Genomic DNA, 24162 nt, shown 5'->3' on the forward strand with positions numbered 1-24162 from the left:
GCCGTTCGTTCGGCTGGCTTTTTTTTATTCAAATGCGATGTCTTCAATGCGGAAGCGCATCTTGCGGCGCTCCGGCAAGTTCCAGCCTTGGCCGGGTGTGGTGTCGCGTGGCGGTGCGGGCGGCGCAGGTGGCGGCGGTTGGGAAGCGACTAGCTGCGACTGTAACGTTGTCAGGAGGGCCAGCGCGGAGGTTTCGGATAGCGCTGCGGCCGTGCTGGCGCCGGCTGGCTGAGGTTGGGATTGTTCTCTTTCCACTTCTTTGCGCAGCAGATGGGCTTTCCTGAATTGTTTGTCTTCAGGGCGTTTGATGCTCAAGTCGGTCCAGGCGTTGCGCGTAGTGCGAGCGAAGGATTGGGCGAACTGGTTGGGTGTGACTGGCCTGCCTTTGTGGATGATGTCGTCGCCTACCACGCGTGCGTAGTTGTGATCGCCGTAGCTCCAGGTGTGCAGTTCTGTGCCCTCGGGGAGGAACAATGATTTCCATTGGTAGCCGCGCACATTGGCGGGATCGCAGCCTTTGGTCAGTCTGGCTTGCTCGCCGAGCCAGAGTTCTATTGCGCTGTTGATGGATTGTGAAATGTCTTGCGTGCCGCCGCGTCGTTTCAGATGCGAGATAAGGCGGAGGAGGGTGTCGGTCTCTATGTGCAGACTCATTGTGGATTTCATTCTATTTCTCCTTCTATTTTCTTCTATTTAGATCGGTAATTTTCTGCAAAGTTCAATTGCAGAAGAAAATAGAAAAAGCAGAAGCAAAATAGAATAGAAAATAGAACGAAATCCACAGGGGGCGGGGTGGGGTAGCCCCTGTGTGTATAGCGCCGGAATTATTTTCCTGGCGGCGGGGCGATGTCGTGGGCGGTGAGGACGCAGGTGCCGGCGCGGCAGGTGGCGCCGGGGTCGCTGGTGGCGATGCAGGTGGACATGGTGGCGTTGCGGTTGTTGTCGGCGCGGCGGGCGGCGGAGTGCAGTTCGATCAACGATTTGAGCTTGGCGCCGTCGTTGTTTTTGCTGGACCAGGCGAGGTAGTTTTCCGGGCCGCCGCATGACTTGGCGCCGACGCCAATACTGTGGCACTGGCTGTCGTTGTCGCAACTGAGGTTGCTGTTGGCGGACTGGATTTGCTGCCACAGCGCGGCCGTCGGGCTTTCAGGCGCGGGCGTCGGGACAGTCTGGCGGGCACCGGCGCAGGCAGTGAGGACTAGCAGGCTGGCGGTGGCCAGGCGCAGGGTGTGGGACAGTTTGGTCATGGCTTCGGTCCTGGTTCAAGAGTGGGTTCGCGCAGGCGCGCCTTGCGTGCGACGCCGTCGGGGCCGAACAGGATGGTGAATTCGGCCGGCTGCTCACCGTTGCGCGCGGGTGGGTAAGTGTAACGCCAGATCTGGTAGCCGCTGTCAAAGTTGATGGTTTGCGCCGGGCCGAGGCGGGCGCGCATCTGGGCGGTGGTGGCGTGGTCGGCGGCGATGGCGGTGTCGGCGGGACCGGGCGGGCTGTCCATGTCGTCGAAGGCGAGCAGGGTGTCGTCAGGCCAGCTGCGGTCCCAGATGGGGGCGTAGTAACTGCGGTCCAGCAGCACCTGGCAGTCGCAGTAGGGCAGGGTGGACAGTGTTTGCGTGCCGCCGGCGTACAGGGCGCGCAAGGGCAGGGTGGCGCGGCGATCGCCGTCGCGCAGCGTGATGGCGAAGACGGGGCGTTCGGCAAAGAACAGGTAGTTGCCTTCCGGGCTGTTGCAGACGCGGTCGGGACTGGTGAACAGCTCGCCCAGCCAGGCGAAGACCTGGGCGTTGTTGGACAGCAGGCCGGCTTCAACGCCGACCAGGCATTCCAGCCGCAGGTCGCCGAGGCGGCGCATGCCGTCCGGGACGTTGGGGCTGCGGACCTGGGCGCGCCAGGTGAGGGTGCTGGTTTTGCGGCTGGCGATCAGGGCGGCGTCTTCCTGTTGAGCTTGGGCGTTGCGGTCCAGCGTGAAGGTGTGGTCGGCGGCGACTGCTACGGGCAGCGAGACGGTGTCGCCGGCAACGCGCAAGGTGATGCCGTCCAGTTGCGTGGTGGGCAGGCGCGGCAGCATCTGGAAGCGCAGCGTGGCTTGCGGCGCCAGTGCGTGGTTGCGCTCGAAGATGTCCATGCCGGCCAGCATTTTGCGGTAGGACTTGTCGACCGGGTCGCGCGTGGCGGCGACCGTGACGCTGGGCGCGGCGGTTTGGGCGGCGGCGCTGCCAGCCAGCAAGAGAACCATCAGAAAAGTCAGGGTACGCATGAGGCAAAAGCGTAAAGCATTGCCGCCAGCGACGGCGCACCGCTGGCCACGTCGGACGGTGAGGCGGCACGTGAGCGCAAGTGGCGCCGGGCAACGGCAAGCGACGCGGCAGGGAGGAGGGGCGAGCGTGACGGGCGACAGGCGGCCTGGGGCACGGCGATGCGGCGCGGCGTTGGTGGCGGCTCAGACGGGCGGCTGGTGTTCGAGCCAGCGCAGCAGGTCGCGGCCGAAGACGCGGGTGCGGGCGGTGTCGACCTGGCGCTGCTTGTAGGCGGCGTGGCTGGCCGGCCCGCTCAGGCTGCGCTGGTAGCTGGCTTCGTCCATCAGCTGGATTTCGTACTCGAAGAAAAAGCCGACGTCGTAGTCCTGTTCCGGCGCCGCATCCAGTTGTTGCACGTGGATCATCTTGCGCACCGTCACCTGGATGCTATTGAAACCGCTGCCGCTGTGCGGATTGTCGCAGCGCGTCTGCGGCTGGGCGATGTCGGCCAGTTCGCTATCCATCTGCCGCAGCAGGTCCAGCGGGTAGCGGTCGGCGCGCTCCAGCTGTGCGCGGTATTTGCAGAACACCTGCTTGGCCGCGTCCAGGTCCAGCAGCGTGTTGCGGCTGCGCTCGGCATCGACATTGGTCACCGACAGCACATGCGCGCGCTGCAAGGTGCGCAGGGCCAGCAGGCATTCGGCGCGGGTGGCAAACACCAGCCGCACGCCCAGATGGTCAAAGATATCGGCGGCCAGGTAGGCCGCCTTTTGCAGCAGCTTGAGCAGGATGCTGTTGCGGCCCTTGTTGTCCTTGCGGTCGTAGTGCAGCAGCGGCAGGCAGACTTCGCCGTCGGTCAGGTAGTGCTGCTCGCCCTGCTGGCGGATCACCTCGTCCAGCGTGCCGAACACCTGGGCGCGGATCGCGTGGAAATGCCGCAGCTTCAGGTTGTTGTCGATGTAGAAGATGCCGTGCATTACCTTCAGCACCACGCAGGCCCACATGCGCCGCACATCGACCTGCTGGCCGCGCAGCGACGCATACACCAGCAGGTTGAGCGGATCGTCCGGCGTGGCCACCTCGGGCGGGATCAGGCCGGCCTGCGCCGGCGCCAGGAAGGTGGCGCGGATGAAGTCGACCGCCTCGGCATGAGCATGGCGGATCAGCGCGACGGCCGCCGGCTGGTCGAGGTCGAAACCGTATTCGCGCACGAACTGGCGGGCGTCGTGCAGGTTGCGCAAGGCCAGCGCGCCGAGGTCGATCGCCGACTTGCCGTTGGCGATGGCGTCCAGATAGCTCCAGTTCAGCGACAGCTTGCCCGCGCTCTTGAGCGAGGGGTGCAATTCAGTCATGGCGTGTGTCTCCAGCAGCCGCATTACTTTTATAATAATAGATTGTCGGTTGGAACTATAATAGCGGCTTTATTTGTGATCAGCAGCTTATGACGCTTCCCCGCACTCCCCGCATTGCCGTTCTGCTGCCTTGTTACAACGAGGCATTGACCATCGGCGCCATCGTGGGCGACTTCCGCACCCACGTGCCGCAGGCGCAGATCTATGTGTTCGATAACAATTCAACCGACGGCACGGCGCAGATCGCGCGCGCCGCCGGCGCCATCGTGCGCAATGTGCCGGCGCAGGGCAAGGGCAGCGTGGTGCGGCGCATGTTTGCCGATATCGATGCCGATGCCTATATCATGGCCGACGGCGACGATACCTATGACGTCAGCGTGGCGCCGCAACTGATCGAACGGCTGCTGGTTGACGGGCTGGACATGGTGGTGGGCAACCGCGTCAGCAACGAAGCGGCGGCCTACCGTCCCGGCCATCGCGTCGGCAATGCCTTACTGACCGGCTTCGTGTCGCTGATCTTTGGGCGCACCTTTACCGACATTCTGTCCGGCTACCGGGTGTTTTCGCGGCGCTACGTCAAATCGTTTGCGGCCCACTCGTCCGGCTTTGAAATCGAGACCGAACTGACGGTGCACGCGCTGGCGCTGCGCATGCCGGTGGCGGAAGTGGCCACCATCTACAAAGCGCGGCCGGCCGGCTCGGTCAGCAAGCTCAACACCTACCGTGACGGCGCGCGCATCCTCAGCACCATCGTGCGCCTGTTCAAGTCCGAGCGGCCGCTGGCGTTCTATGCGATCGGCGCGGCGCTGTGCGCGCTGCTGTCGCTGATCCTGGCCGCACCGTTGGCCGCGACCTATCTGCGCACCGGCCTGGTGCCACGCCTGCCGACCGCCGTGCTGTGCACCGCGCTGATGCTGTTCGGCGTGATCCTGCTGATGTGCGGCATCATCCTCGACGCGGTCACCAAGGGCCGCATCGAGCAAAAGCGTTTTGCCTACCTGGCACGGCCGGCGCCGGCGCTGCCCGAGCATGACTAGGGTGGTGCGCCAGCTGCTGCGCTTTGTCGTGATCGGCGCGATCGGCTTCGGCGCCGACGTGGCGGTGCTGTATGGGGCGCTGGCGCTGGGCAGTGGTCCGTATCCGGGCCGGCTGCTGTCGTTCCTGACGGCGGTCTGGGTCACCTGGCGCCTGAACCGGCGCTACACGTTCGCGCCCACCGCCGCACCATGGCGCGAATGGTGGCGCTACTTGGCGGCAATGAGCGGCGGCGCGGCGCTGAATCTGGCGGCCTACTGGCTGACGCTGTGGTGCCTGGCGCCGGCGCTGTGGCTGCCGGCGCTGGGGGTGGCGGTCGGGTCGCTGGCCGGCATGCTGGTGAATTTCCTCAGCGCCAAATTGTTTGTCTTCAAATCCTGATTTATGAAACTGCTCCGCTTTGCTTTCCTGAACCACCCGCGCGCCGGCCTGGCCGCCGCCGTGCTGGTCCCGCTGCTATGCGGCCTGCTGTCGGTCATGAACGGCCAGGACGATGGCTGGGACATGCGCAACTACCACCTGTATAACGTCTATGCGCTGATGCATGACCGCATCGGTTTCGACTTGGCGCCGGGCGGCTTCCAGAGCTATTTCAATCCCACCATCGAACTTCCGTATTATTTCCTGACGCAGTGGTGCCCACCGCGCCTGGTCGGGTTCCTGATGGGGGGATTGCACGGCCTGAACTTTGTGCTGCTGGCCGCTATCGCGCGCCAGTTGCCGGGCGTGGCCGGCGACGCCCGCCGTGCGCTGCTGCTGGCCGCAGCCGGCCTGCTGACGCCTGGCTTCCTTAGCGAGCTGGGTAACACCATGGGCGACAACCTGACCGCGCTGACGGTGCTGGGGGCCTTGTACCTGCTGCTGCGCCATTGGTCCGCCCTGCAGCACTGGGGCTGGCGGGCGCTGCTGGCAGCGCTGGCGGCCGGCCTGGTGATGGGCGTCGGCACCGGCCTGAAGCTGACCAACGCCGTCTATGCCGCCGGCCTGTGCCTGGCGCTGCTGGTGACGCCGCAGCGCTGGTGGCAGCGGCTGCGGCTGGCGTCGGTGTTCGGCGTCGGCGTGCTCGGCGGCATGGCCGTCAGCGCCGGCTGGTGGTTCATGACGATGTGGCACACTTTCGGCAATCCGCTGTTTCCGCAATTTAACAACCTGTTCCACAGTCCGCTGGCGGCGGAAGGCGGCGTGATTCCCAGCATTTTCCTGCCGCAGGGCGTGCTGGAAAATCTGCTGTGGCCGTTCGTGTTTGCGCTGAACCCGCTGCGGGTCGGCGAACTGCCGATGAAATTGTGGCTGTGGCCGGTGATGTACGTGCTGGTGTTGGGCTGCGGCGGCGTGCAGCTGCTGCGCCGCACGGCCGAGCGCCGCCACGTGTTCGTGCTGCTGTTTGTCGCCCTGTCGTACCTAGTGTGGTTGCGGCTGTTCAGCATCCAGCGCTACCTGATTCCGCTGGAGCTGCTGGCGCCGATCGTCATCTGGCTGGCCGTGCACGGCGTGCTGCGCACGGCGCCGAGCGCACGCCGGGTGGCGGGCTGGGTGGTGGCGCTGCTGGCCGTAGCTGTGTTCCCGGTGGCCAACTGGGGCCACGCCAGCTGGGGAGCACAAAGCTTTAGCGCGCAGCGGCCGTCGCTGGCGGCGCCGGCCGCCAGCGTGATCTTCATCGCCCAGCAGCATCCGCCGCTGGGCTGGCTGGCGATGTTCATGCCGGCGCCGGCGCGGATCGTGCGGCTGGGCGGCATGCCGGAATCGGCCGGCTACGTGCAGCGCCTGCGCGACGTCATTGCCGAGCGCCCGGGGCCGCATTACGTGATGCTGTCGGCCAGCAAAAACGAGCGGCAGTCGGCGCTGGAGCGCAAGCTGGCCGCGGCCACCGCGCTGGGCCTGACCGCCGATGCGGCCGGTTGCGGGCGGCTGGCGTGGCTGACGCGTCACCTACACTTCCAGGCCAGCCTGCGGCAATTGCCGGCCGGCGGCTGCACGCTGGACCTGTTGCCGGCCTTCCAGCTCGACCTGGCCGCGCAGGACCGCGCCGTGGTGCACGCCGCGGCGCGGGAGCTGGCGCGCTTCGGCCTCGGCATCGACGCCGCCAGCTGTGTTATCTATCCGGCGGCGGTGGGGCGCGAGCCGTATCCTTACCAGTGGTGCCGGGTACGCCGGCTGTCTCCTTAAGCGGAGGCGGAAAGAACAGCACGGTGTTGTAATAAGCACTACAATATCCGGGATCCCACCACGTCCCGGAGTCCGCATGTCCTTCCTGATCGTCCTTGCCGCGCTGGCGTTCCTGATGCTGGCCGCGTATCGCGGCTACAGCGTGATCCTGTTTGCCCCGGTGGCCGCGCTGGGCGCGGTGCTGCTGACCGATCCGGGCGCGGTGGCGCCGGTGTTCAGCGGCATCTTCATGGACAAGATGGTCGGCTTCATCAAGCTGTACTTCCCGGTGTTCTTGCTGGGCGCGGTGTTCGGCAAGCTGATCGAGCTGTCGGGCTTTTCGGAAGCGATCGTGGTGGCCGCCATCAAGTACATCGGCCGCTCGCGCGCCAACGCCGTCATCGTGCTGGTGTGCGCGCTGCTGACGTATGGCGGCGTATCGCTGTTTGTGGTGGTGTTTGCCGTGTACCCGTTTGCCGCCGAGCTGTACAAGCAGAGCAATATCCCCAAGCGGCTGATGCCGGGCGCGATTGCGCTGGGGGCGTTTTCGTTCACCATGGATACCTTGCCGGGCACGCCGCAGATCCAGAATATTATCCCGACCACGTTCTTCAAGACCACCGGCTGGGCGGCGCCGTCGCTGGGCGTGATCGGCTCGATCGCCACGCTGGCCGCTGGCCTGGCGTTCCTCGAATGGCGCCGCCGCTCGGCGATGGCGACGGGGGAGGGCTATGACTCCGCCACGCCGGCCACCAACGTGCCGGTCGCACCCGCCGGCAACGCGCCCGTCGCCACAACCGGCGCCATGCCGACAGCGGCCGCTGGCGTCCCTGCCGCGTCGGCCGGCACTGGCGCCACAGCCGGCGCTACAGTACCCGTCGCTGCGCGCGGCAACCTGCCGCATCCGCTGCTGTCGGTGGCGCCGCTGGTGCTGGTCGGCGTCGCCAATTTCGTGCTGACCAAACTGATCCCCGGCTGGTACGGCGACAATTACGCCCTCACAGCCGACGCCTTGCCGGGCCTGCACGCGCCGGTCACGCTGACCATCAAATCGGTGATCGGCATCTGGGCGGTGGAAGGCGCGCTGCTGCTCGGCATCCTGCTGACCATCGCCACCGCCTTCGGCCGCATCCGCGTCAGCTTCGCCGACGGCACCAAGGCGGCCGTCGGCGGCGCATTGCTGGCGGCGATGAACACCGCGTCCGAATACGGCTTCGGCGGCGTCATCGCCGCGCTGCCGGGCTTCCTGTCGGTCAGCGAAGCGCTGCGCAGCGTGCCCAATCCGCTGGTCAACGCCGCCGTCTCGGTGACCGCGCTGGCGGGCATCACTGGTTCCGCCTCGGGCGGCATGAGCATTGCGCTAGCCGCCATGTCGGACCAGTTCATCAAGGCCGCCGACGCCGCCCACATCCCGCTGGAAGTGATGCACCGGGTGGTGGCCATGGCCAGCGGCGGCATGGACACCTTGCCGCACAACGGCGCCGTCATCACGCTGCTGGCGGTCACCGGCCTGACGCACCGCCAGTCCTACCGCGACATCTTCGGTATCACCGTGATCAAGACGCTGGCAGTGTTCTTTGTGATCGCGGTCTACTATCTGACCGGGCTGGTGTAAGCGCGGCGGGCGGATACTGCTTCTGGCAGCGGGTGCAGAAAAAGCTGCGGCGCCGGGTCTTGCCCAGATGCGCCTTGTGGAACGGGATGTCGCAGCGCGGGCAGATGCGCCTGGTGTGCGCCTGCCAGTGCTGCTTGAGCACGAACGCCTTCTTCCAGCGCAGGAAATCGAAGGCGTAGGCGCGCATCTCGGCGACCAGTTCGCGCTGCTTGGCGGCCGACAGCGCGCCGACCGTCGACAGCGGATGGACGCGGATGCGGAACAGCACCTCGTTCTTGAAGATATTACCGGCGCCGGAAAAAATCTCCTGGTCCAGCGCGGCGTCGCACACCAGCATGCCCGGCTGGGCGCGCAGCTTTTTCAGCACCACTCTGGGGTCCCACTGGTCCGCCATCACATCGATGCGCCAGTCGTACTGCGCGTCGAGATCCGGCGGCAGCGTCTTGACCGAGCAGGTGTAGAAATTGAACTCGTCGCCGTCGTCGAAACCCAAGCTCAGGCGCGGCACGGCGTCCTTGCGTTCGTTGATGCGGTAGCTGCCGAACATCAGCAAATGGATGCGCAGGGCCAGCGTCGGCAGCTGGATCAGGAAATGCTTGCCCCAGCTGCGCAGCGCCACGATTGGCTGTCCCTCCAGCGCGGCGAAATCCACGCCCTTGCTGTTGCCGCTGGCGCGCGTGATGGTGCGGCCGGCAAAACCCTCGGCCGCTTCGCGCAAAATGACAATCGACGGTCCTTCCGGCATGGCCTCTCTCCACTGGATACTGGCCTCCAGTGTCGCCGCGCCGCCGTGGCCGGACTGTACGCTAGCTCACCGAGCCGTCCAGCAGATTGTGGATGCTGTAACTCATCATCGCCAGGAATGCCACCAGGGCGAGGTACATCACGCTGTAGTTGATGCGGGTGTCGCGCGGCACGGTGTAGTAGCTGGCGTCCTTGGCGGGATCGCCCCAGATGGCTTCCTTCAGCTGCGGATAGGCCAGCACCGCCACCAGGATCAGCATCGGGCTCGGGTGGTAGAAGAACAGCGCCGCCAGCAGCGGCACGCCGGCCAGCCACACCTTGGGCGAGATGATGGCCGTGATGCGGCCGCCATCGAGCGGCGAGACCGGGATCAGGTTGAACAGGTTGATCATGCAGCCGGCATAGGCCAGCGCCAGCAGCAGGCTGCTGTCCTGGTCGCGGGCGAGGAAGTAGCAGGCCACCGCCGCCAGCGTACCGGCCAGCGGCCCGGCAAAGCCGATGTAGGCTTCGGTCTCGACGTCATGCGGCAGCTGCTTGAGCGCGATCCAGGCGCCGACGAAGGGGATAAAGGTCGGCGCGCCGACCTCCAGCCCGCGCTGGCGCGCCGCCGCGTAATGGCCCATCTCGTGGACGAAAATCAGCGCCACGAAACCGACCGCGTAACGCCAGCCATAAATCCAGCTGTACGCCACGATGGACAGCAGCATGGTGCCGCAGGTCATCAGCAGCTTGCCCATCTTGCCGGCCGCCAGCAGCCAGATGATCAACTTGCCCATGGTCTTACTCCGGCTTGCTCAGGTCGACCGGAGCAGCGGCCGGTTCCTCGCCCTTGGCGGCCTTCTTGCGGCCCAGCAGCTTGTAGATCCAGCTGCCCGCCGCCGCCACGCCCAGCAGCAGCACCTTCTTGAACGCCAGCAGCAGCGCGAAGAGCTTGCCGAAGAAGCCCAGCTTGGCCGCGACGCCGCCCGCCACCAGCGCCGCCAGGCCGTACTCGGCCACCTTGTCGGTGCTGGCGTTGAAGTCGGTGTAGCGGTTGCCCGGCGTGAACTCGGTGAAGGCGGTGACCTTCTTCATCTCTTGCTTGACCTGGGCGATCTGCGCCATGCCGGACACGGCGTTGAGCACCAGTACGCCCTCGCGGCCCAGCACCCGAATGTTGTAGTTCAAGCCGTTTTCCTTGCTGCCGTCGGTATGCAGCTCCTTGGCCCAGTACAGCTTGTGCTGGCCCTTGTCGTAGCTGGGCTGCTCGGCCCAGCCGACCAGCGCCATCGGCGCATAGCCCTGTTCCTGGCGCCTTGTTGTTCTCGGCCATGCCTTCCTGCATGTCCTTCAGCAGGTCGGTGTAGTTGATCTTGTCGGCGTCGTCGTCCTTGACGTGGCCGTCCTTGTCATAGGTGACCACCACGCCCCAGCCTGCCTCGCTGAGCGGATTGACGTCGGCCCGCACGATCATGCCCAGCGTCTTGGCGCCCGGTGGATTGCCCCAGCCGTCGGTGATCAGTTTTTCGGTGTCGGCCGGATCGAGGTAGCGGAAGCTGGCCGGCAGGTTCAGCGTGGCGATTTCGCCCGGCAGCTTTATCTGGCCTTGGCGGAAGGTCAGCGACGCGAGGAACTGCTGCGCCGATATTTGCGGCGCCGAAGCGGCCGGATCGGCGGCCTGCGCCGGCAGCGCGGCGGCCAGGATCAGGCAAAGCAGGGCGGTGAAGAGACGGCGCATACAAACTCCTTGTCATAAAAGCAGTATCCTGCAGGAAACTTTTCGATTTGGTAATTACTTATGACATTGTCGCCAACATTTATTCGTGGCAGTATTGCCGATTCACGTACTACCCTTGAGGGAGCCCAGATTGAAAAAAACCATGCTTGCCCTGTCGCTGCTGGTCGCCTTTGGCGCGCACGCCGCCAGCGCACCGGAGATCGACGCCAAACGCCTGTCGCAAGACGTCAAAGTGCTGTCGTCGGACGCATTTGAAGGCCGCGGTCCGCACACCGCCGGCGAAACCAAAACCGTCGCCTACCTGATCGAACAATTCAAGGCCGCCGGCCTGAAGCCGGGCGGCGACGTGGTCAAAGGCCAGCGCAGCTGGACCCAGGACGTGCCGCTGGGCCGCTTTGAAATCAAGGGCCCGGTGACGCTGAGCGTCAACGACGGCAAGACCGTGCAGCCGCTGCGCCAGGGCGACGACCTGGCGGTGCGCGCCGCGATGAATGGCGCCAAGCTGGTCAACTTCAAGAATGCGCCGCTGGTGTTCGTCGGCTACGGCGTCACCGCGCCGGAGCGCCAGTGGGACGACTTCAAGGGCCAGGACCTGAAGGGCAAGCTGGCGGTGGTGCTGATCAACGACCCCGACTTCGAAACCGGCCAGGGCGACTTCGGCGGCAAGGCCATGACCTACTACGGCCGCTGGACCTACAAGTATGAAGAGATGGCGCGCCGCGGCGCGCTGGGCACCATCATCGTGCACGAAACCGCGCCGGCTTCGTATGGCTGGAACACGGTCAAGAACTCCAACACCAACGTCATGTACGACATCGTGCGCAAGAAGCCGGCCGAGGCGCATGCGCCGATGGAAGCGTGGATCCAGCGCGACCTGGCGGTCGACCTGTTCAAGCGCGGCGGCCTGGATTTCGAGGCGCTCAAGAAGCAGGCGCAAACCCGCGACTTCAAGCCGGTGCAGCTGAAGGACGTCACGCTGTCGGCCCACTACGCGGTGGACGCGCAGGTGATCGTGTCGAAGAACGTGGCGGCGCGCGTGGTCGGTGTCCAGCGTCCGCAGGAAACCGTGATCTACAGCGGCCACTGGGACCACCTGGGCGTGGGCCTGCCGGACGCCAAGGGCGACAAGATCTACAACGGCGCGGTCGACAACGGCACCGGCATCGCCGCGCTGCTGGAACTGGCGCGCGCCTACGGCAAGGCGCCGGCGCCGCAACGCACCGTGGCCTTCCTGGCCGTCACCGCCGAAGAGAAAGGCCTGCTGGGCTCCGAATACTACGCTGCCAATCCGCTGTACCCGCTGGCCACCACGGTCGGCGTGATCAATATGGACGCCCTCAGCCCGCACGGCCTGACGCGCAACTTCACCATTTCCGGCAGCGCCAAGCTGGATCTGCTGGACCAGCTGATCGCCAAGGCCAAGGAATGGAACCTGGTGTACAAGCCGGACCCGAAACCGGAAGCCGGCCACTTCTTCCGCTCCGACCACTTCCCGTTCGCCAAGCGCGGCGTACCGGCCATCTCGTACGGCTCGGGCGACGACCTGGTGGAAGGTGGCGTGGCCGCCGGCGAAAAGCTGGAGGCGGACTACAACACCAACAACTACCACCAGCCGTCCGACGAATGGCACGCCGACTGGACCTTCGCCAGCATGGCGCACGACCTGGGCCTGCTGTATGCGCTGGGCCGCGACCTGGCTGACTCCAAGGCCTGGCCGAACTGGTCCAAGGACGCCGAGTTCCGCGCCGCGCGTGACGCCACTGCAAAAGAACGCAAATAAGCGGATGCAAAAAAAGCTGGTCAAACTTATCTAAACCTTAATAGAATGAATGGGCGCCTGCTGCAATGCAGGCGCCCATTTTTTTTGCAGGTTCACTTCTTTGGGAGATACCGCATGACCATGTCCTTGCGCCGCACCGTCCTCGCGGCCGCCATCGCGCTGCTCTCCGCCGGCGCCACCGGCGCCGCGTATGCCGCCGACACCACCCAGCCTGTCGCCAAAAGCGACATCGCGATTCCCGACATCCCGTACACCAAATTCGTGCTGAAAAACGGCCTGACCTTGCTGGTGCACGAAGACCACAAGACGCCGGTGGTGGCGATCAACACCTGGTACCACGTCGGTTCCAAGAACGAGAAGCCCGGCAAGACCGGCTTTGCCCACCTGTTCGAGCACCTGATGTTCAGCGGCAGCGAGAACTTCAACCAGACCTACCTCAACGCGCTGGAACGCATCGGCGCCACCGACCTGAATGGCACCACCAACGGCGACCGCACCAACTACTTCCAGAACGTGCCGACCTCGATGCTGGACTACGCGCTGTTCGCCGAGAGCGACCGCATGGGCCATTTGCTCGGCGTGCTCGATCAGAAGAAGCTGGACCTGCAGCGCGGCGTGGTGCAGAACGAGAAGCGGCTGGGCGAGAACCGCCCGTACGGCGTGACGCGCCAGCTGCTGGCGGAGAACACCTGGCCGGTCGGCCACCCGTATTCGTGGACCACGATCGGTTCGATGGCCGATCTGGATGCGGCGTCGATGACCGACGTGCAGGACTGGTTCAAGACCAACTATGGCCCGAACAACGTCACGCTGGTGCTGGCCGGCGACATTACGCCGGAACAGGCGCGTGAAAAGGTCGAGAAGTATTACGGCGACATCCCGGCCGGCCCGCCGCTGGCCAAGCAGCAGGAGTGGATCGCCAAGCGCACCGGCACCCATCGCGGCACGGTGCAGGACCGGGTGCCGCAGGCGCGCATCTACCGCGTGTGGAATGTGCCGGGCACCGACACCGCCACCGAACCGCTGCTGGATCTGGCGGCGCAGGTGCTGGGCGGCGGCAAGACCTCGCGCTTCTACAAGCGGCTGGTGTACAAGGACCAGCTGGCGACCGACGCCAGCGCGTTTAACAGCGGCTCGGAAATCGCCGGCCAGTTCTACGTGATGCTGACCGCGCGTCCCGGCGCCGACAGCGCGAAGATGGAGCGCGCCGGCGACGAGGAACTGCAGGCGCTGATCAAGACCGGCCCCACCGCCGCCGAATTGGAACTGGCCAAGACCACCATCCTGGCGCAGTACACCCGCATCGTCGAACGCATCGGCGGCTTTGGCGGCAAGAGCGACCTGCTGGCCAGCTGCACCACCTACACCGGCAATCCGGCATGCTACAAGGATTACCTGAAGGCGATCAAGGCGGCCACGCCGGCGCAGGTCAAGCAGGCGATGCAGACCTGGCTGACGGACGGCGATTATGTGCTGGACGTGCAGCCGTATCCGACCAACCTGACCACCACCGCCAAGCTGGATCGCAGCCAGCCGCCGGCGCTGGGCAAGGCGTCCGCCCTGACGCTGCCGCCGATGCAGAAGGCCACGCTGTCGAACGGTCTGAAAGTGGTGCTGGCCGAGCGCCACGCCGCCGCGCTGGTCGATTTTTCGCTGATCGTCGATGCCGGCTACGCCTCGGACACGCAGAAAACCGAGGGACTGGCCAGCCTGACCGGCCGCATGCTGGAAGAGGGCACCACCAGCCGCAGCGCCAGCGCCATCAGCGAAGCGTTTGAAGCGGCCGGCGCGCAGTTTGCCGTCTATACCGGTCTCGATAGCGTGACGGTCAGCCTGAACACGCTCAAGGCCACGCTGCCCAAGGCGCTGGCGGTGTATGCGGATGTGATCCAGCATCCGGCCTTTGCGCCCAACGAACTGGAACGCCTGAAGAAGGACCAGCTGGCGGCGATCGCGCGTGAGAAGTCCAATCCGCAGGCGATGGGCCTGCGCGTGCTGCCGCAGCTGCTGTTCGGCGCCGGCCACGCCTACGCGGTGCCGGTCAGCGGCAGCGGCACCGAAGCCGGCGTGAGCGGCCTGAAACGCGACGACCTGGCGCAATATCACCAGTCCTGGTTCAAGCCGAACAACGCCACGCTGCTGGTGGTGGGCGACACCACGCTGGCCGAGATCACCCCGCTGCTGGAAAAAGCCTTCGCCGGCTGGAAACCTGGCGCGGCGCCGAAGAAGGAGATCGCCACCGTGGCGCCGCCGGCCAAGCCGGTGGTCTACCTGATGGACAAGCCGGGCGCGCAGCAGAGCGTGATCTACGGCGTGCAACTGGCGCCGCCGCGCAACGCACCCGAGGACGTGGAGCTGGGCGTGATCAACGACGTCTTCGGCGGCACCTTCAGCTCGCGCATCAACATGAACCTGCGCGAGGACAAGCACTGGTCGTACGGCGTCAACGCGCGTCTGTGGCCAGCGGTGGGCCAGCGCATGTATCTGAGCGCTTCACCGGTGCAGACCGACAAGACCAAGGAGTCGTTGCAGGAGCTGGTGACGGAGTACGCCAACATCGCCGGCAAGCGCCCGATCACCGCCGCCGAACTGGCCGACGCCCAGACCAATGCGACCCTGAGCCTGGCCGGATCGTTTGAAACCGCCGGCCAGCTGGCCAGCCGCTATGGCAACATCATCCGCTACCAGCTGCCGGAGGACTACTACAACACCTTCACCGCCAAGGTGACGGCGCTGACCCCGGACAGCGCCAACGCGCTGGCGGCGCGCACCATCGCGCCGAACCAGCTGGTGTGGCTGGTGGTGGGTGATTTGAGCAAGGTGGAAGCGGGCGTGCGCTCGCTGAACATCGGCGAAGTGCGCAAGATCGACGTTGACGGCAAGCCGCTGCCGTAAGCATCATCGCCGACACGCCTGCCGGCGCCTGTGCGCCGCGCCGGCGTTTTTTATGGGCCGATATGTTTGGCCAGGAAGGCCTCGATGTGGCGCCACAGGTCGATGCGGTTGGCCTGCGTCTTCCAGTCCTCCACGTTGGGCGTGTATTCCAGCCACTCGACCTGCTGGTTGGTGGCCTTTAGCGCATCGCGGAACTTGCGGCCCTCGTGGAACGGCACGCGCGCATCCTCCTTGCCATAGGCCAGCAACACCGGCTGCGTGATGCGCGCCGCGTTGTGCAGCGGCGAGGTGGCGCGGAACTGCGCCGCATCCAGTTTCGGATCACCGACCCGTGCCGCCAGTTGCGCCAGCCCGCGCTCCTCCGCCACATCCTTCCAGTCCCGCTCGAACATGGCGCCCAGATCCGTCATGCCCGACCAGCTGATGCCGCATTTGAACAGCGCCGGATCGCGTATCAATCCCATCATCGCCGCATAGCCGCCGTAGCCGGTGCCGGCGATGCACACCCGCGCCGGATCGGTATAGCCCTGCGCCACCGACCACTTGACCGCATCGGCGAGATCGTCCTGTATCGCGCGGCCCCACTGCTTGTCGCCGGCCGCCTCGAAAGCGCGGCCAAAGCCGCCGGTGCCGCGTGACTGCGGTTGCAGCACCACGTAGCCGCGCGAGGCCAGAAACTGCACCTCCTCATTCCACGCCCAGCTGGCGCTGCGCTTCCATTGCGGATCGCCGACCAGCACCACCGTCGGGCGCGGCCGCTTGACTGCCGGTTCCGGCACCGTGAAGTAAATCGGGATGCGCAAGCCGTCGCGCGCCGGGTAGCGCTCCATCGCCATCGGCGCCATCTGTTCCGGCTTCAGGTCCGGATGGGCGTCGCCGAGGCGCAGCAGCTTTTTGGTGTCGCGGTTGTACAGCAGGTAGATATGGTCCTGCACATCGCTGTGCGCGTCCACCAGCACAAACGGCGTCTCGCTATGGCCGCCGTAGCTCAGCGTATTGATGGTGGCGGGCAGCAGCGCGTCGACTTCCTGCTGCATCGCCTTCATGCCGTCGTCGAACCACACCGTGTTTTCGCTATCGGTGTTGACACGGAAGCCCAGCATCTTGCTGTCGCTGATCTGGAAGTAGCCGTCGGCGTCGTAGCCCGGCACGATGATCAGCGGTTTGGCGTCCAGCGCTTTTTTCTCCAGGTCGAAGCGGTAGATCGATGCCTCGTCGTTGCCGCTGTAGGCCTGCACATACAGCTGGCCATTGACGTAGAGCTTGGGCTGGAAGGCCTGCGGCGACAGCGGATCGAAGCTGGCCACCTCGCGCCAGCTATCGTCGGCCCGGTGGTACACGATATCCATGCCGCGGCGCCGCGCGACCGCCACCCGGACCTCGCCATCGGCGTCCACCAGCCAGCGGTGGGTGCCGCGCGGCGCGCGCACGTCGAGTGGACGGCCGCCCGAACGCGTGTTCAGGCGCATCAGCACTTCATAGTCCGGGAAGCGCGCCACCGCGAACATGACGTCGCCCTTGCGCGGCGGGAAACCGTTGACGGTGGGGCGGGCCAGGTAGGCGTTGTTGGCGTAGTCGCTGTCGGCAAAGGAGCGTTGCGGCACGATGGTGGGCGAGAGCACCGTGAAGGCCTTGCCGTCGCGGTCCACCGCGTACAGGCCGGTCTGGCCGATGTCGCCGCCGTGATCGACGTTGATCACGGTGTAGGCCAGCCGCTGGTCGTTCAGCCAGAAGAAGGTTTCGACGTCGGCATTGCGGTAGGCCGCCACCACGTTCTGCGCGTGGCTGTCGGCATCGAGCACTTTCAGCATGCTGCGGCCGGCCGGCGACTGCAGGCGCAGCACGACATGGCGGCCGTCGGGCGAGATGCTGGCGCCGGTCATCTGCGGCTTCTGGAAGAACTGCTCGATGGGGATGGGCGCGGCCTGCGCCGCAATCGCTCCCGTCGCAGCGGCCAGCAGTATGGCAATCAGCTTCATGGTGGCAAAAAAGATATTTAAAACGACAACGATAGCGCAGATTCCAGCGCCTGCCCAGCAAAGATTTTCGTTCGATGCTAATATTTAGCATCCTAAGTATATTTGAACGAGTCGACCATGACCGCCTACGACAAGACCCTGATGTCCCTGACCCATACGCTGATCCACGTGGCGCGTGCCTACAAGAGCGCGGCCGACGCGTTGACGGCGGACTTTGAGCTGTCGCACGCCAGCGCCTGGCCGGTGCTGATGATTTCGCGCCTGGGCGACGGCGTGCGGCCCGGCCAGGTGGCGGACGCCGTCGGCATCGAGCCGCCGTCGCTGGTACGCATCATCGACCAACTGGTGGCGGCCGGCCTGGTGCTGCGCCAGGACGATCCCAGCGACCGCCGCGCCAAGACGCTGTCCCTGACCAGCGCCGGCAAGAACATCGCCGAGCGCCTGGAAAAAGCGCTGGCGCCATTCCGCCGCGACCTGTTCAAGGGCATGCCGCAGGCCGACATCGAAACCACCGTGCGCGTGCTGGTGCAGCTGGATCAGGTGCTGGCCGGGCGCAGCGCGGGTTAAGCGCGGGGCGGCCATCATGCACATGCCTAAAGGGAGCGAGATTTTGTTCTCGCTGAAATGCTTTATCGCCTCGATGCTGGCGCTGTACGTCTCGTTGGCGGCCGGTTTGCCACGCCCTTTCTGGGCGATGATGACGGCGTATATCGTCGCCAGTCCGTTCTCCGGCGCGGTGCGCTCCAAGGCGCTGTTCCGCGTGTGCGGCACGCTGATCGGCAGCATCGCCACCATCGTCATGGTGCCGCGCATGGCCAATGCGCCGGAGCTGCTGTCGCTGGCGCTGGCGTGCTGGGTGGGCCTGTGCCTGTACCTGTCGCTGCTGGACCGCACGCCACGCTCCTACATCTTCATGTTGGCCGGGTACACGGCGGGGCTGATCGGCTTTCCCGCCGTGAGTGACCCCGCAGCCATCTTCGATACCGGCCTGGCGCGGGTGGAGGAAATCACCATCGGCATCCTGTCCGCCACCGTGGTGCATTCGCTGCTGCTGCCGCAGGGCGTGGGCCCGGTGCTGCTGGCCCGGCTGGACCGCGCCCTCGGCGATGCGCAGCGCTGGATGGGCGAGGTGCTGAATCCCGGCGCCGTTACCGCGCCAACCGCGTATGCACCGCCAGCCGCGCCAGCCGCTCCGGCGGTGCACACGCGGCTGGCGCTGGCCGGCGAAATCAGCGAGATGCGCGTGATGTCGACCCACCTGCCGTTCGACACCTCCCACCTGCGCTGGACCGCCGGCATGGTGCACGGCCTGCACGACCGCCTGACTGTAATGGTGCCGCTGCTGCTGGCGGTGGAAGACCGCCTTACCGCGCTGCGCGAAGTCGATCCGGATAGCCTGGCGCCGTGGACCGCGCTGCTGGACGATATCGCCGCCTGGGTGGCAGCCGGTGGCAACGCCGATCCGGCGCGCGCCGCCCAACTGCGGGCGGCACTGGCGCAGTTGCAGCCCTCGCTGCCGGCCAACGCCAGCTGGAGCGAAATCCTGCGGCTCAATCTCGCGCAGCGTCTCGACGCGCTGATCGAAGCCTGCGAAGACGGCCTCGAATTGCGCAGCAACGTCGGCGCCGTGATGGCCGGCGGCGCGGCACAATACACGCCGCACGTGACGCCGTCGGTGCTGCACCGCGACCATGGCATGGCGCTGCGTTCCGCGCTGGCGGCGACGCTCACCATTTTGCTGTGCTGTGCGTTCTGGATCCTTACCGCGTGGCCGTCCGGCGCCGCCGCGCCGATGATGGCGGGGGTGCTGTGCTGCTTCTTCGCCACGCAGGACAACCCGACGCCGGCCATCCTGGCGTTCCTGAAATGGACGGTGATTTCGATGCCGATAGCGGCGGCCTACATCCTGTTCGTGCTGCCGGCGGTGCACAGCTACGAAATGCTGGTACTGGTGATCGCGCCGGTATTCCTGATCGGCGGCGCCTACATGCCGCGCCCCGCCACCGCCGGCGCGGCGCTGGCTTTCCTGATCGGCATCGCCGGCACGCTGTCGCTGCAGGACACCGGCACGCTGGATATTCCCGGCTTCCTGAATAGCATGGTAGCGCAGCTGTTCGGCTATATCGCCGCTGCCGTCATCACCAGCCTGGTACGCACAGTGGGCGGCGACTGGATGGCGCAACGCATGCTGCGCACCGCGCGCCGTGAAGTCGCGCAAATGGCGCAGGCCAGCGCGCGCGAACCGCTGGTCAGGATTTCGGCGCGCATGGTGGATCGTATCGGGCTGCTGATGCCGCGCCTGGCCATCGCCCATCCAACGCCGGAAGCGCGCGCGGTGGCGGTCGATGGGCTGCGCGAACTGCGCGTCGGCCTGCATGTGGCGCAGCTGTGCGGCCTGCGCCAGCCGCTGGAAGAAGCCGGCGTGACGCTGCAACCGCTGATGCAAAAGCTGGGCGGCTACTTCGGCAGCAGCGCGATCGGCCACGGCCAGGCGCCGGCGGCTTTGCTGGAGCGGCTGGACGGCACGCTGCGCGCGGTATGCGCCGCTGGCGCGCATGGTGCGGCCGACGCCGACGGCGGCATCGGCGCGGCGCGTCCGCAAGCGGCGGCCGCACTGGCCAGCATGCGGCGCGACCTGTTTCCGCGCGCGGCCGCCTATCAACCGGAGATTGCATCGTGATTGCCGAATTGAGTCTGTACGGACTATACGTACCTACTTTGCTGCTGTTGTCCATCCTTGCGCTGGTATGCACGCGCGCGCTGGGCCGGCTGCTGATGCGGGTTGGCTTCTACCGTCTGGTATGGCATCCCGCGCTGTTTGAATTTGCGCTGTTCTTCATTTTGCTGGGCAGCTTCTCCATGATATTGACGAATCGGGGCTAAACATGAACCTCAAAACTCCTTTGCTGGCCCTGGGCCGGTTTATTGTGACGATGGCCGCTGTGGCCGTGGCGTGCCTACTGGGATGGCGCCTGTGGCAGCACTACGAAGTGGAACCGTGGACCCGCGACGGCCGCGTGAAAGCGGACGTGGTGCAGGTGGCGCCGGACGTCACCGGCCAGGTTACCAATGTGCTGGTGCGCGACAACCAGCAGGTAAAAATCGGCGACGTGCTGTTTGAAGTCGACCGCGCGCGCTTTGAGCTGGCGCTGCGCCAGGCCGAAGCCGCCGAGCAGGCGCAACGCGCCACACTGGACCAGGCGCTGAAGGAATCGCGCCGCAACAACGATCTGCGCGACCTGGTGTCGGCCGAAACGCGCGAGCAGGGCTCGTCGCGCGTCGACCAGTTGCGCGCCGCGCTGGCGCAAGCGGTGGTGGCCCGCGATGTGGCCAAGCTCAATCTGCAACGCACCCGGGTGGTGTCGCCGGTGAACGGCACCGTCTCCAACCTCGACCTGCGCGCCGGCTCCTACGTCAGCGCCGGCCGCGCCGTGCTGGCGCTGATCGACAGCGACTCCTACTATGTTGAAGGCTATTTCGAAGAGACCAAGCTGCCGGCGATCCGGATCGGCGACGCCGTGGTAGTGCTGCCGATGGGTCAATCGCTGCGTCTCAAGGGCCATGTGGAAAGCCTGTCTGGCGGCGTGGCAGACCGCGACCGCAGCACCTCGTCCAACCTGCTGTCCAGCGTCAATCCGACCTTCAACTGGGTGCGGCTGGCGCAGCGCATCCCGGTACGCATCAAGCTTGACGCCTTGCCGGCAGGCGCGCGCCTGGTCGCCGGCCAGACGGTGACGGTTGATGTGCAGACCAAACGTTCGTAATGCGGAGGACAGCATGAACTCACTCAAGCTATTAAGCGGCGTGGCTTTGGCCGCAGTGCTGGCCGCCTGCGGCACCGTCGGCCCCAATTACAAGGTGCCGGAGCAGGCCGTGATCAAACGTCCGCAAGCCGCCGCGCCGTTCCTCGGCACGGCGGAAGCAGCCTACAAATCGGCGCCGCTGCCGGATCACTGGTGGCGTCTGTACGACGATCCGGTGCTGGACCAGCTGATGCAGCAAGCCTTCGCCGCCAACACCGACCTGCGCGTGGCCGCCGCCAACCTGGCGCGCACCCGCGCCGTGCTGGATCAGGCGGAAGAAGAGCGCAAGCCGGAAGTCAGCATCAGCGCCGCGCCGGGCGTGGGCCGCTCGTCGGGCGTGCCGATTGGTTCGCCGAAGGCGCTGCCGGATAAATTCAACTACGACGTCGGCGTGCGCGTGTCGTACCAGACCGATATGTTCGGCAAAATCGCCCGTGCAGTGGAAGCGGCCAACGCCGACACCCAGGCCGCGCAGGCAGGCGTCGACCTGGTGCGCGTGACCGTGGCCGCCGACACCGCGCGCGCCTACGCCGATGCCTGTTCGGCGGTGCGGCAGATGGCCGTGGCCCAGCAGGCGGTCGACTTGCAGCAGAAGTTTGTTGCGCTGACCGATGAACGCACCCGCGCCGGCCGCGGCACCGCCATTGACGGCGCGCGAGCCCGCAGCCAATTGGCGCAGTTGCAGGCTGCGTTGCCGCCGCTGCAAGCGCAGCACCGCATCGCCCACTATCGCCTGGCCGCATTGACCGGCAAGACGCCGCAGGAAATGAATATGCACCTGCTGCAGTGCCAGGCCGCACCGCGCCTGACGACGCAGATTCCGGTGGGCGATGGCGCCGCGCTGCTGCGCCGCCGTCCGGACATCCGCCAGGCCGAGCGCACGCTGGCCGGCGCCACCGCGCGCATCGGCGTGGCGACTGCCGACCTGTATCCGAGCATCAGCCTGGGCGCCTCGGTCGGCAGCACCGGTTTGCTGGACCACTTCGGCGCCGCCAACGCCACGCGCTGGAGCCTTGGCCCGCTGATTTCGTGGACGCTGCCGGACACCGGCTCCGCGCGCAGCCGCATCGCGCAGGCGGAAGCCGGCACCGACGGCGCGCTGGCCAGGTTCGACGGCACGGTGCTCAACGCGCTGAAGGAAGTGGAGAGCGCGATGACCGTCTATGCGCGTGAACTGGACCGCAACGCCGCGCTGAAAACGGCGCGCGACGAAAGCGCGCTGGCGTCCGAGCAATCGCACCGCCTGTACCAGTACGGCCGCACCGATTTCCTGTCGGTGCTGGACGCCGACCGCACGCTGGCCGCCACCGATGCCGCCTGGGCGGCCTCGGACGCCACGCTGGCGACTGACCAGATCGCGCTGTTCCTGGCGCTGGGCGGCGGCTGGCAGCAGCAGTAAGAATGGTATGCTATCGCCTTCGTTAATAAGGAGTTAGCATCATGGGACTGGCGGATCAGTTATTAAAAGCCGGCTTGGTGGACAAGAATAAAGTCAAAGTCACCAATCAGAACAAGAGCAAGCAGCAGAAAGAGAACCGCCGCGCCGGCGTGGAGAGCGTGGACGAGACCAAGCTGGCGGCGCAGGAACTGCAACGCGCCAATGCGGAGAAGGCGCGCCTGGCCAACGCCGAGCGTGACGCCGCCGCGCAGCAGAAAGCCATCGCCGCGCAGATCACGCAGATGGTGCAGCAGAATAAGCAGAGCAAGGGCAACCACGCCGATATCGCCTACAACTTCACCTTCGGCACCAAGATCGAGCGCATCTACGTGACGCCGGCGGTGCGCGAGCATCTGGTGGCGGGCCGGCTGGTGATCGTGGGCGAGGGCGGCGGCTATGAGCTGGTGCCGCGCGTGATCGCCGACAAGATCGCCGAGCGCAATCCGGGCATCGTGGTGTGCGTCAAGCAGGTCGCCGCCGAGGTGGAAGAGGATGATCCGTACGCCGCCTTCAAGATTCCCGATGATCTGATGTGGTAAGCGCCTACTGTTGCCGAGGTTTGCCCAGCACCTGCGTCCAGTAAGTCAGGCCGGCTTGCTTCTGCGGCGTGACGGCATACGCCGCCCCCATCTCGGTGAGTCCGGGATTCATGATATTAAGGCAGTGGCCGGGGCTGGACAGCCAGCCGGCCACCGCTTCCTGCGGCGTGTTCATGCCGAAGGCGATGTTTTCGCCGATGCGGCTCCAGTTGTAGTTGTTGCGGCGCGAACGCACACCGACGTCGCTGCCATCTTTGGCGACGTGAGCAAAATAGCGTTGCGACGCCATGTCGCTGCTGTGGCCCAGCGCCGTGTCGCCCAGTTGGGCGTTCCAGCTGAGCGGCGGCGCCGGCGGCATGAACTTGCCACCGCAGTCGTGGCCGCTGCTGCGCGCCGCATTCACTTCGAGCAGGATCTCTTGCCCGGCGTCGTGCCAGTCGGGCCAGGTGGTGGACGGCAGCGCTGCGGCGGCCTGGGCCAGCACCACGGTCCATTCGGCGCCGTTGCGCGTGCTGCCGATGTCGGTATAGCCGCTATTGAGCAGCGTGCCGCAGTAGGACTGCTGGATGGCGGCCATGGCGTCTTGCGGTGTACTGGCGCCGTCGATCGAGATCGCATCCGCCTTGTTATTGTTGTAACCCACGCGTTCGAGCGCGGCGGACAGGATGGTGCCGGGCGTCAGCCGCACGGCCGCCAGCGCCGGCTGGGGCGTCAACGGCGGCAGCGCCGCTGCCGCCTGGCCCTGGCAGGTGCCGGGCGCCGCGCGATAGGCGTTGACCAGCATCGTCAGGCGGTCTGCGTCGGACTGCGCGGCCGCTGCGCCGGCCGCAAGCAGGGTGGCGATCAACATTGCCAGTTTGAACATGACAATTCTCGTTAGTAACTC

General features: G+C 66.0%; 20 protein-coding genes and 1 pseudogene. 12 read left to right on the top strand and 9 right to left on the bottom strand.

The window, feature by feature from the left end; translation table 11 throughout:
- Positions 1-24 precede the first annotated feature (24 nt).
- The 4 genes from GTP55_RS19655 to GTP55_RS19670 all read right to left on the bottom strand — a co-directional run bounded on the left by GTP55_RS19655 (position 25) and on the right by GTP55_RS19670 (position 3586).
- Positions 25-666 carry a hypothetical protein gene (locus GTP55_RS19655; RefSeq protein ID WP_161046557.1) on the bottom strand — a complete coding sequence of 214 codons (642 nt, stop codon included), beginning with the start codon at positions 664-666 and terminating at the stop codon, positions 25-27.
- A gap of 158 nt (positions 667-824) precedes the next feature.
- A complete protein-coding gene (locus GTP55_RS19660; protein WP_161046558.1) occupies positions 825-1247 on the bottom strand; it encodes a hypothetical protein in 423 nt (140 codons plus the stop codon).
- On the bottom strand, positions 1244-2233 hold the full coding sequence (locus GTP55_RS19665) for a hypothetical protein (RefSeq protein WP_161046559.1): 990 nt from the start codon (positions 2231-2233) through the stop codon (positions 1244-1246). The genes GTP55_RS19660 and GTP55_RS19665 overlap by 4 nt, the downstream gene beginning before the upstream one ends.
- A 204-nt stretch (positions 2234-2437) precedes the next feature.
- Positions 2438-3586 (bottom strand): TIGR04552 family protein, encoded by a 1149-nt coding sequence (locus tag GTP55_RS19670; RefSeq protein ID WP_161046560.1) that lies wholly within the window; start codon positions 3584-3586, stop codon positions 2438-2440.
- An 89-nt stretch (positions 3587-3675) separates the two neighbouring features.
- On the opposite strand from GTP55_RS19670, the gene GTP55_RS19675 reads away from it, so the two are divergent.
- The 4 genes from GTP55_RS19675 to GTP55_RS19690 all read left to right on the top strand — a co-directional run bounded on the left by GTP55_RS19675 (position 3676) and on the right by GTP55_RS19690 (position 8381).
- The gene (locus tag GTP55_RS19675; RefSeq protein WP_161046561.1) at positions 3676-4623 is read left to right on the top strand and encodes a glycosyltransferase; all 948 of its coding nucleotides are present in this window, start codon (positions 3676-3678) and stop codon (positions 4621-4623) included.
- The gene (locus GTP55_RS19680) at positions 4616-5002 is read left to right on the top strand and encodes a GtrA family protein (protein WP_161046562.1); all 387 of its coding nucleotides are present in this window, start codon (positions 4616-4618) and stop codon (positions 5000-5002) included. The genes GTP55_RS19675 and GTP55_RS19680 overlap by 8 nt, the downstream gene beginning before the upstream one ends.
- A gap of 3 nt (positions 5003-5005) precedes the next feature.
- Positions 5006-6787: a hypothetical protein gene (locus tag GTP55_RS19685; protein ID WP_161046563.1), complete on the top strand. Its 1782-nt coding sequence runs from the start codon at positions 5006-5008 to the stop codon at positions 6785-6787.
- Between the two features lie 76 nt (positions 6788-6863).
- Complete coding sequence (locus GTP55_RS19690) at positions 6864-8381, top strand: GntP family permease (protein ID WP_161046564.1); 1518 nt, start codon at positions 6864-6866, stop codon at positions 8379-8381.
- Here GTP55_RS19690 and GTP55_RS19695 read toward each other — a convergent pair.
- The 3 genes and pseudogenes from GTP55_RS19695 to GTP55_RS30385 form a co-directional block, all read right to left on the bottom strand.
- Complete coding sequence (locus GTP55_RS19695; RefSeq protein ID WP_161046565.1) at positions 8323-9126, bottom strand: DNA-formamidopyrimidine glycosylase family protein; 804 nt, start codon at positions 9124-9126, stop codon at positions 8323-8325. The genes GTP55_RS19690 and GTP55_RS19695 overlap by 59 nt on opposite strands.
- 61 nt (positions 9127-9187) lie before the next feature.
- A complete protein-coding gene (locus tag GTP55_RS19700) occupies positions 9188-9901 on the bottom strand; it encodes a site-2 protease family protein (RefSeq protein WP_161046566.1) in 714 nt (237 codons plus the stop codon).
- Positions 9902-9905: 4 nt separating this feature from the next.
- Positions 9906-10842 (bottom strand): annotated as a pseudogene (locus GTP55_RS30385) (DUF2167 domain-containing protein).
- A 142-nt stretch (positions 10843-10984) separates the two neighbouring features.
- Between GTP55_RS30385 and GTP55_RS19710 the strand changes: the two are divergent.
- Together GTP55_RS19710 and GTP55_RS19715 are read left to right on the top strand one after the other, a co-directional pair.
- Entirely contained in the window at positions 10985-12622 is a 1638-nt protein-coding gene (locus GTP55_RS19710; RefSeq protein ID WP_161046567.1) for a M28 family metallopeptidase, read from the top strand.
- Between the two features lie 114 nt (positions 12623-12736).
- A complete protein-coding gene (locus GTP55_RS19715) occupies positions 12737-15517 on the top strand; it encodes a M16 family metallopeptidase (protein ID WP_161046568.1) in 2781 nt (926 codons plus the stop codon).
- A gap of 50 nt (positions 15518-15567) precedes the next feature.
- Here GTP55_RS19715 and GTP55_RS19720 read toward each other — a convergent pair whose 3' ends face one another.
- On the bottom strand, positions 15568-17496 hold the full coding sequence (locus tag GTP55_RS19720) for an alpha/beta hydrolase family protein (protein WP_161046569.1): 1929 nt from the start codon (positions 17494-17496) through the stop codon (positions 15568-15570).
- A gap of 117 nt (positions 17497-17613) precedes the next feature.
- Here GTP55_RS19720 and GTP55_RS19725 point away from each other — a divergent pair, with 117 nt between their 5' ends.
- The 6 genes from GTP55_RS19725 to GTP55_RS19750 are packed head-to-tail and all read left to right on the top strand — an operon-like array spanning position 17614 to position 23276.
- Positions 17614-18063 carry a MarR family winged helix-turn-helix transcriptional regulator gene (locus tag GTP55_RS19725; RefSeq protein WP_229258062.1) on the top strand — a complete coding sequence of 150 codons (450 nt, stop codon included), beginning with the start codon at positions 17614-17616 and terminating at the stop codon, positions 18061-18063.
- A gap of 16 nt (positions 18064-18079) precedes the next feature.
- Positions 18080-20176, top strand: coding sequence for an FUSC family protein (locus tag GTP55_RS19730; RefSeq protein ID WP_161046570.1), 2097 nt, complete (start codon positions 18080-18082; stop codon positions 20174-20176).
- Positions 20173-20379 (top strand): DUF1656 domain-containing protein, encoded by a 207-nt coding sequence (locus tag GTP55_RS19735; RefSeq protein ID WP_161046571.1) that lies wholly within the window; start codon positions 20173-20175, stop codon positions 20377-20379. Before GTP55_RS19730 ends, GTP55_RS19735 begins: the two co-directional genes overlap by 4 nt.
- A 2-nt stretch (positions 20380-20381) precedes the next feature.
- Positions 20382-21260: an efflux RND transporter periplasmic adaptor subunit gene (locus GTP55_RS19740; RefSeq protein ID WP_161046572.1), complete on the top strand. Its 879-nt coding sequence runs from the start codon at positions 20382-20384 to the stop codon at positions 21258-21260.
- A 13-nt stretch (positions 21261-21273) separates the two neighbouring features.
- Positions 21274-22698 (top strand): efflux transporter outer membrane subunit, encoded by a 1425-nt coding sequence (locus GTP55_RS19745; protein ID WP_161046573.1) that lies wholly within the window; start codon positions 21274-21276, stop codon positions 22696-22698.
- A 38-nt stretch (positions 22699-22736) separates the two neighbouring features.
- A complete protein-coding gene (locus tag GTP55_RS19750) occupies positions 22737-23276 on the top strand; it encodes a DUF2058 domain-containing protein (RefSeq protein ID WP_161046601.1) in 540 nt (179 codons plus the stop codon).
- A gap of 4 nt (positions 23277-23280) precedes the next feature.
- On the opposite strand, the gene GTP55_RS19755 is transcribed toward GTP55_RS19750, so the two are convergent.
- The gene (locus GTP55_RS19755; protein WP_229258063.1) at positions 23281-24141 is read right to left on the bottom strand and encodes a CAP domain-containing protein; all 861 of its coding nucleotides are present in this window, start codon (positions 24139-24141) and stop codon (positions 23281-23283) included.
- Between the last annotated feature and the right edge of the window lie 21 nt (positions 24142-24162).

It is taken from the genome of Duganella margarita (genome assembly GCF_009857535.1).
Taxonomy (GTDB): Bacteria; Pseudomonadota; Gammaproteobacteria; order Burkholderiales; family Burkholderiaceae_D; genus Rugamonas; species Rugamonas margarita.

Bases quoted from the DNA above. Each gene is read 5' to 3' on its own strand.
- GTP55_RS19655 (WP_161046557.1), bottom strand. From the start codon at position 666: ATGAAATCCACAATGAGTCTGCACATAGAGACCGACACCCTCCTCCGC.
- GTP55_RS19660 (WP_161046558.1), bottom strand. From the start codon at position 1,247: ATGACCAAACTGTCCCACACCCTGCGCCTGGCCACCGCCAGCCTGCTA.
- GTP55_RS19665 (WP_161046559.1), bottom strand. From the start codon at position 2,233: ATGGTTCTCTTGCTGGCTGGCAGCGCCGCCGCCCAAACCGCCGCGCCC.
- GTP55_RS19670 (WP_161046560.1), bottom strand. From the start codon at position 3,586: ATGACTGAATTGCACCCCTCGCTCAAGAGCGCGGGCAAGCTGTCGCTG.
- GTP55_RS19675 (WP_161046561.1), top strand. From the start codon at position 3,676: ATGACGCTTCCCCGCACTCCCCGCATTGCCGTTCTGCTGCCTTGTTAC.
- GTP55_RS19680 (WP_161046562.1), top strand. From the start codon at position 4,616: ATGACTAGGGTGGTGCGCCAGCTGCTGCGCTTTGTCGTGATCGGCGCG.
- GTP55_RS19685 (WP_161046563.1), top strand. From the start codon at position 5,006: ATGAAACTGCTCCGCTTTGCTTTCCTGAACCACCCGCGCGCCGGCCTG.
- GTP55_RS19690 (WP_161046564.1), top strand. From the start codon at position 6,864: ATGTCCTTCCTGATCGTCCTTGCCGCGCTGGCGTTCCTGATGCTGGCC.
- GTP55_RS19695 (WP_161046565.1), bottom strand. From the start codon at position 9,126: ATGCCGGAAGGACCGTCGATTGTCATTTTGCGCGAAGCGGCCGAGGGT.
- GTP55_RS19700 (WP_161046566.1), bottom strand. From the start codon at position 9,901: ATGGGCAAGTTGATCATCTGGCTGCTGGCGGCCGGCAAGATGGGCAAG.
- GTP55_RS19710 (WP_161046567.1), top strand. From the start codon at position 10,985: ATGCTTGCCCTGTCGCTGCTGGTCGCCTTTGGCGCGCACGCCGCCAGC.
- GTP55_RS19715 (WP_161046568.1), top strand. From the start codon at position 12,737: ATGACCATGTCCTTGCGCCGCACCGTCCTCGCGGCCGCCATCGCGCTG.
- GTP55_RS19720 (WP_161046569.1), bottom strand. From the start codon at position 17,496: ATGAAGCTGATTGCCATACTGCTGGCCGCTGCGACGGGAGCGATTGCG.
- GTP55_RS19725 (WP_229258062.1), top strand. From the start codon at position 17,614: ATGACCGCCTACGACAAGACCCTGATGTCCCTGACCCATACGCTGATC.
- GTP55_RS19730 (WP_161046570.1), top strand. From the start codon at position 18,080: ATGCACATGCCTAAAGGGAGCGAGATTTTGTTCTCGCTGAAATGCTTT.
- GTP55_RS19740 (WP_161046572.1), top strand. From the start codon at position 20,382: ATGAACCTCAAAACTCCTTTGCTGGCCCTGGGCCGGTTTATTGTGACG.
- GTP55_RS19745 (WP_161046573.1), top strand. From the start codon at position 21,274: ATGAACTCACTCAAGCTATTAAGCGGCGTGGCTTTGGCCGCAGTGCTG.
- GTP55_RS19755 (WP_229258063.1), bottom strand. From the start codon at position 24,141: ATGTTCAAACTGGCAATGTTGATCGCCACCCTGCTTGCGGCCGGCGCA.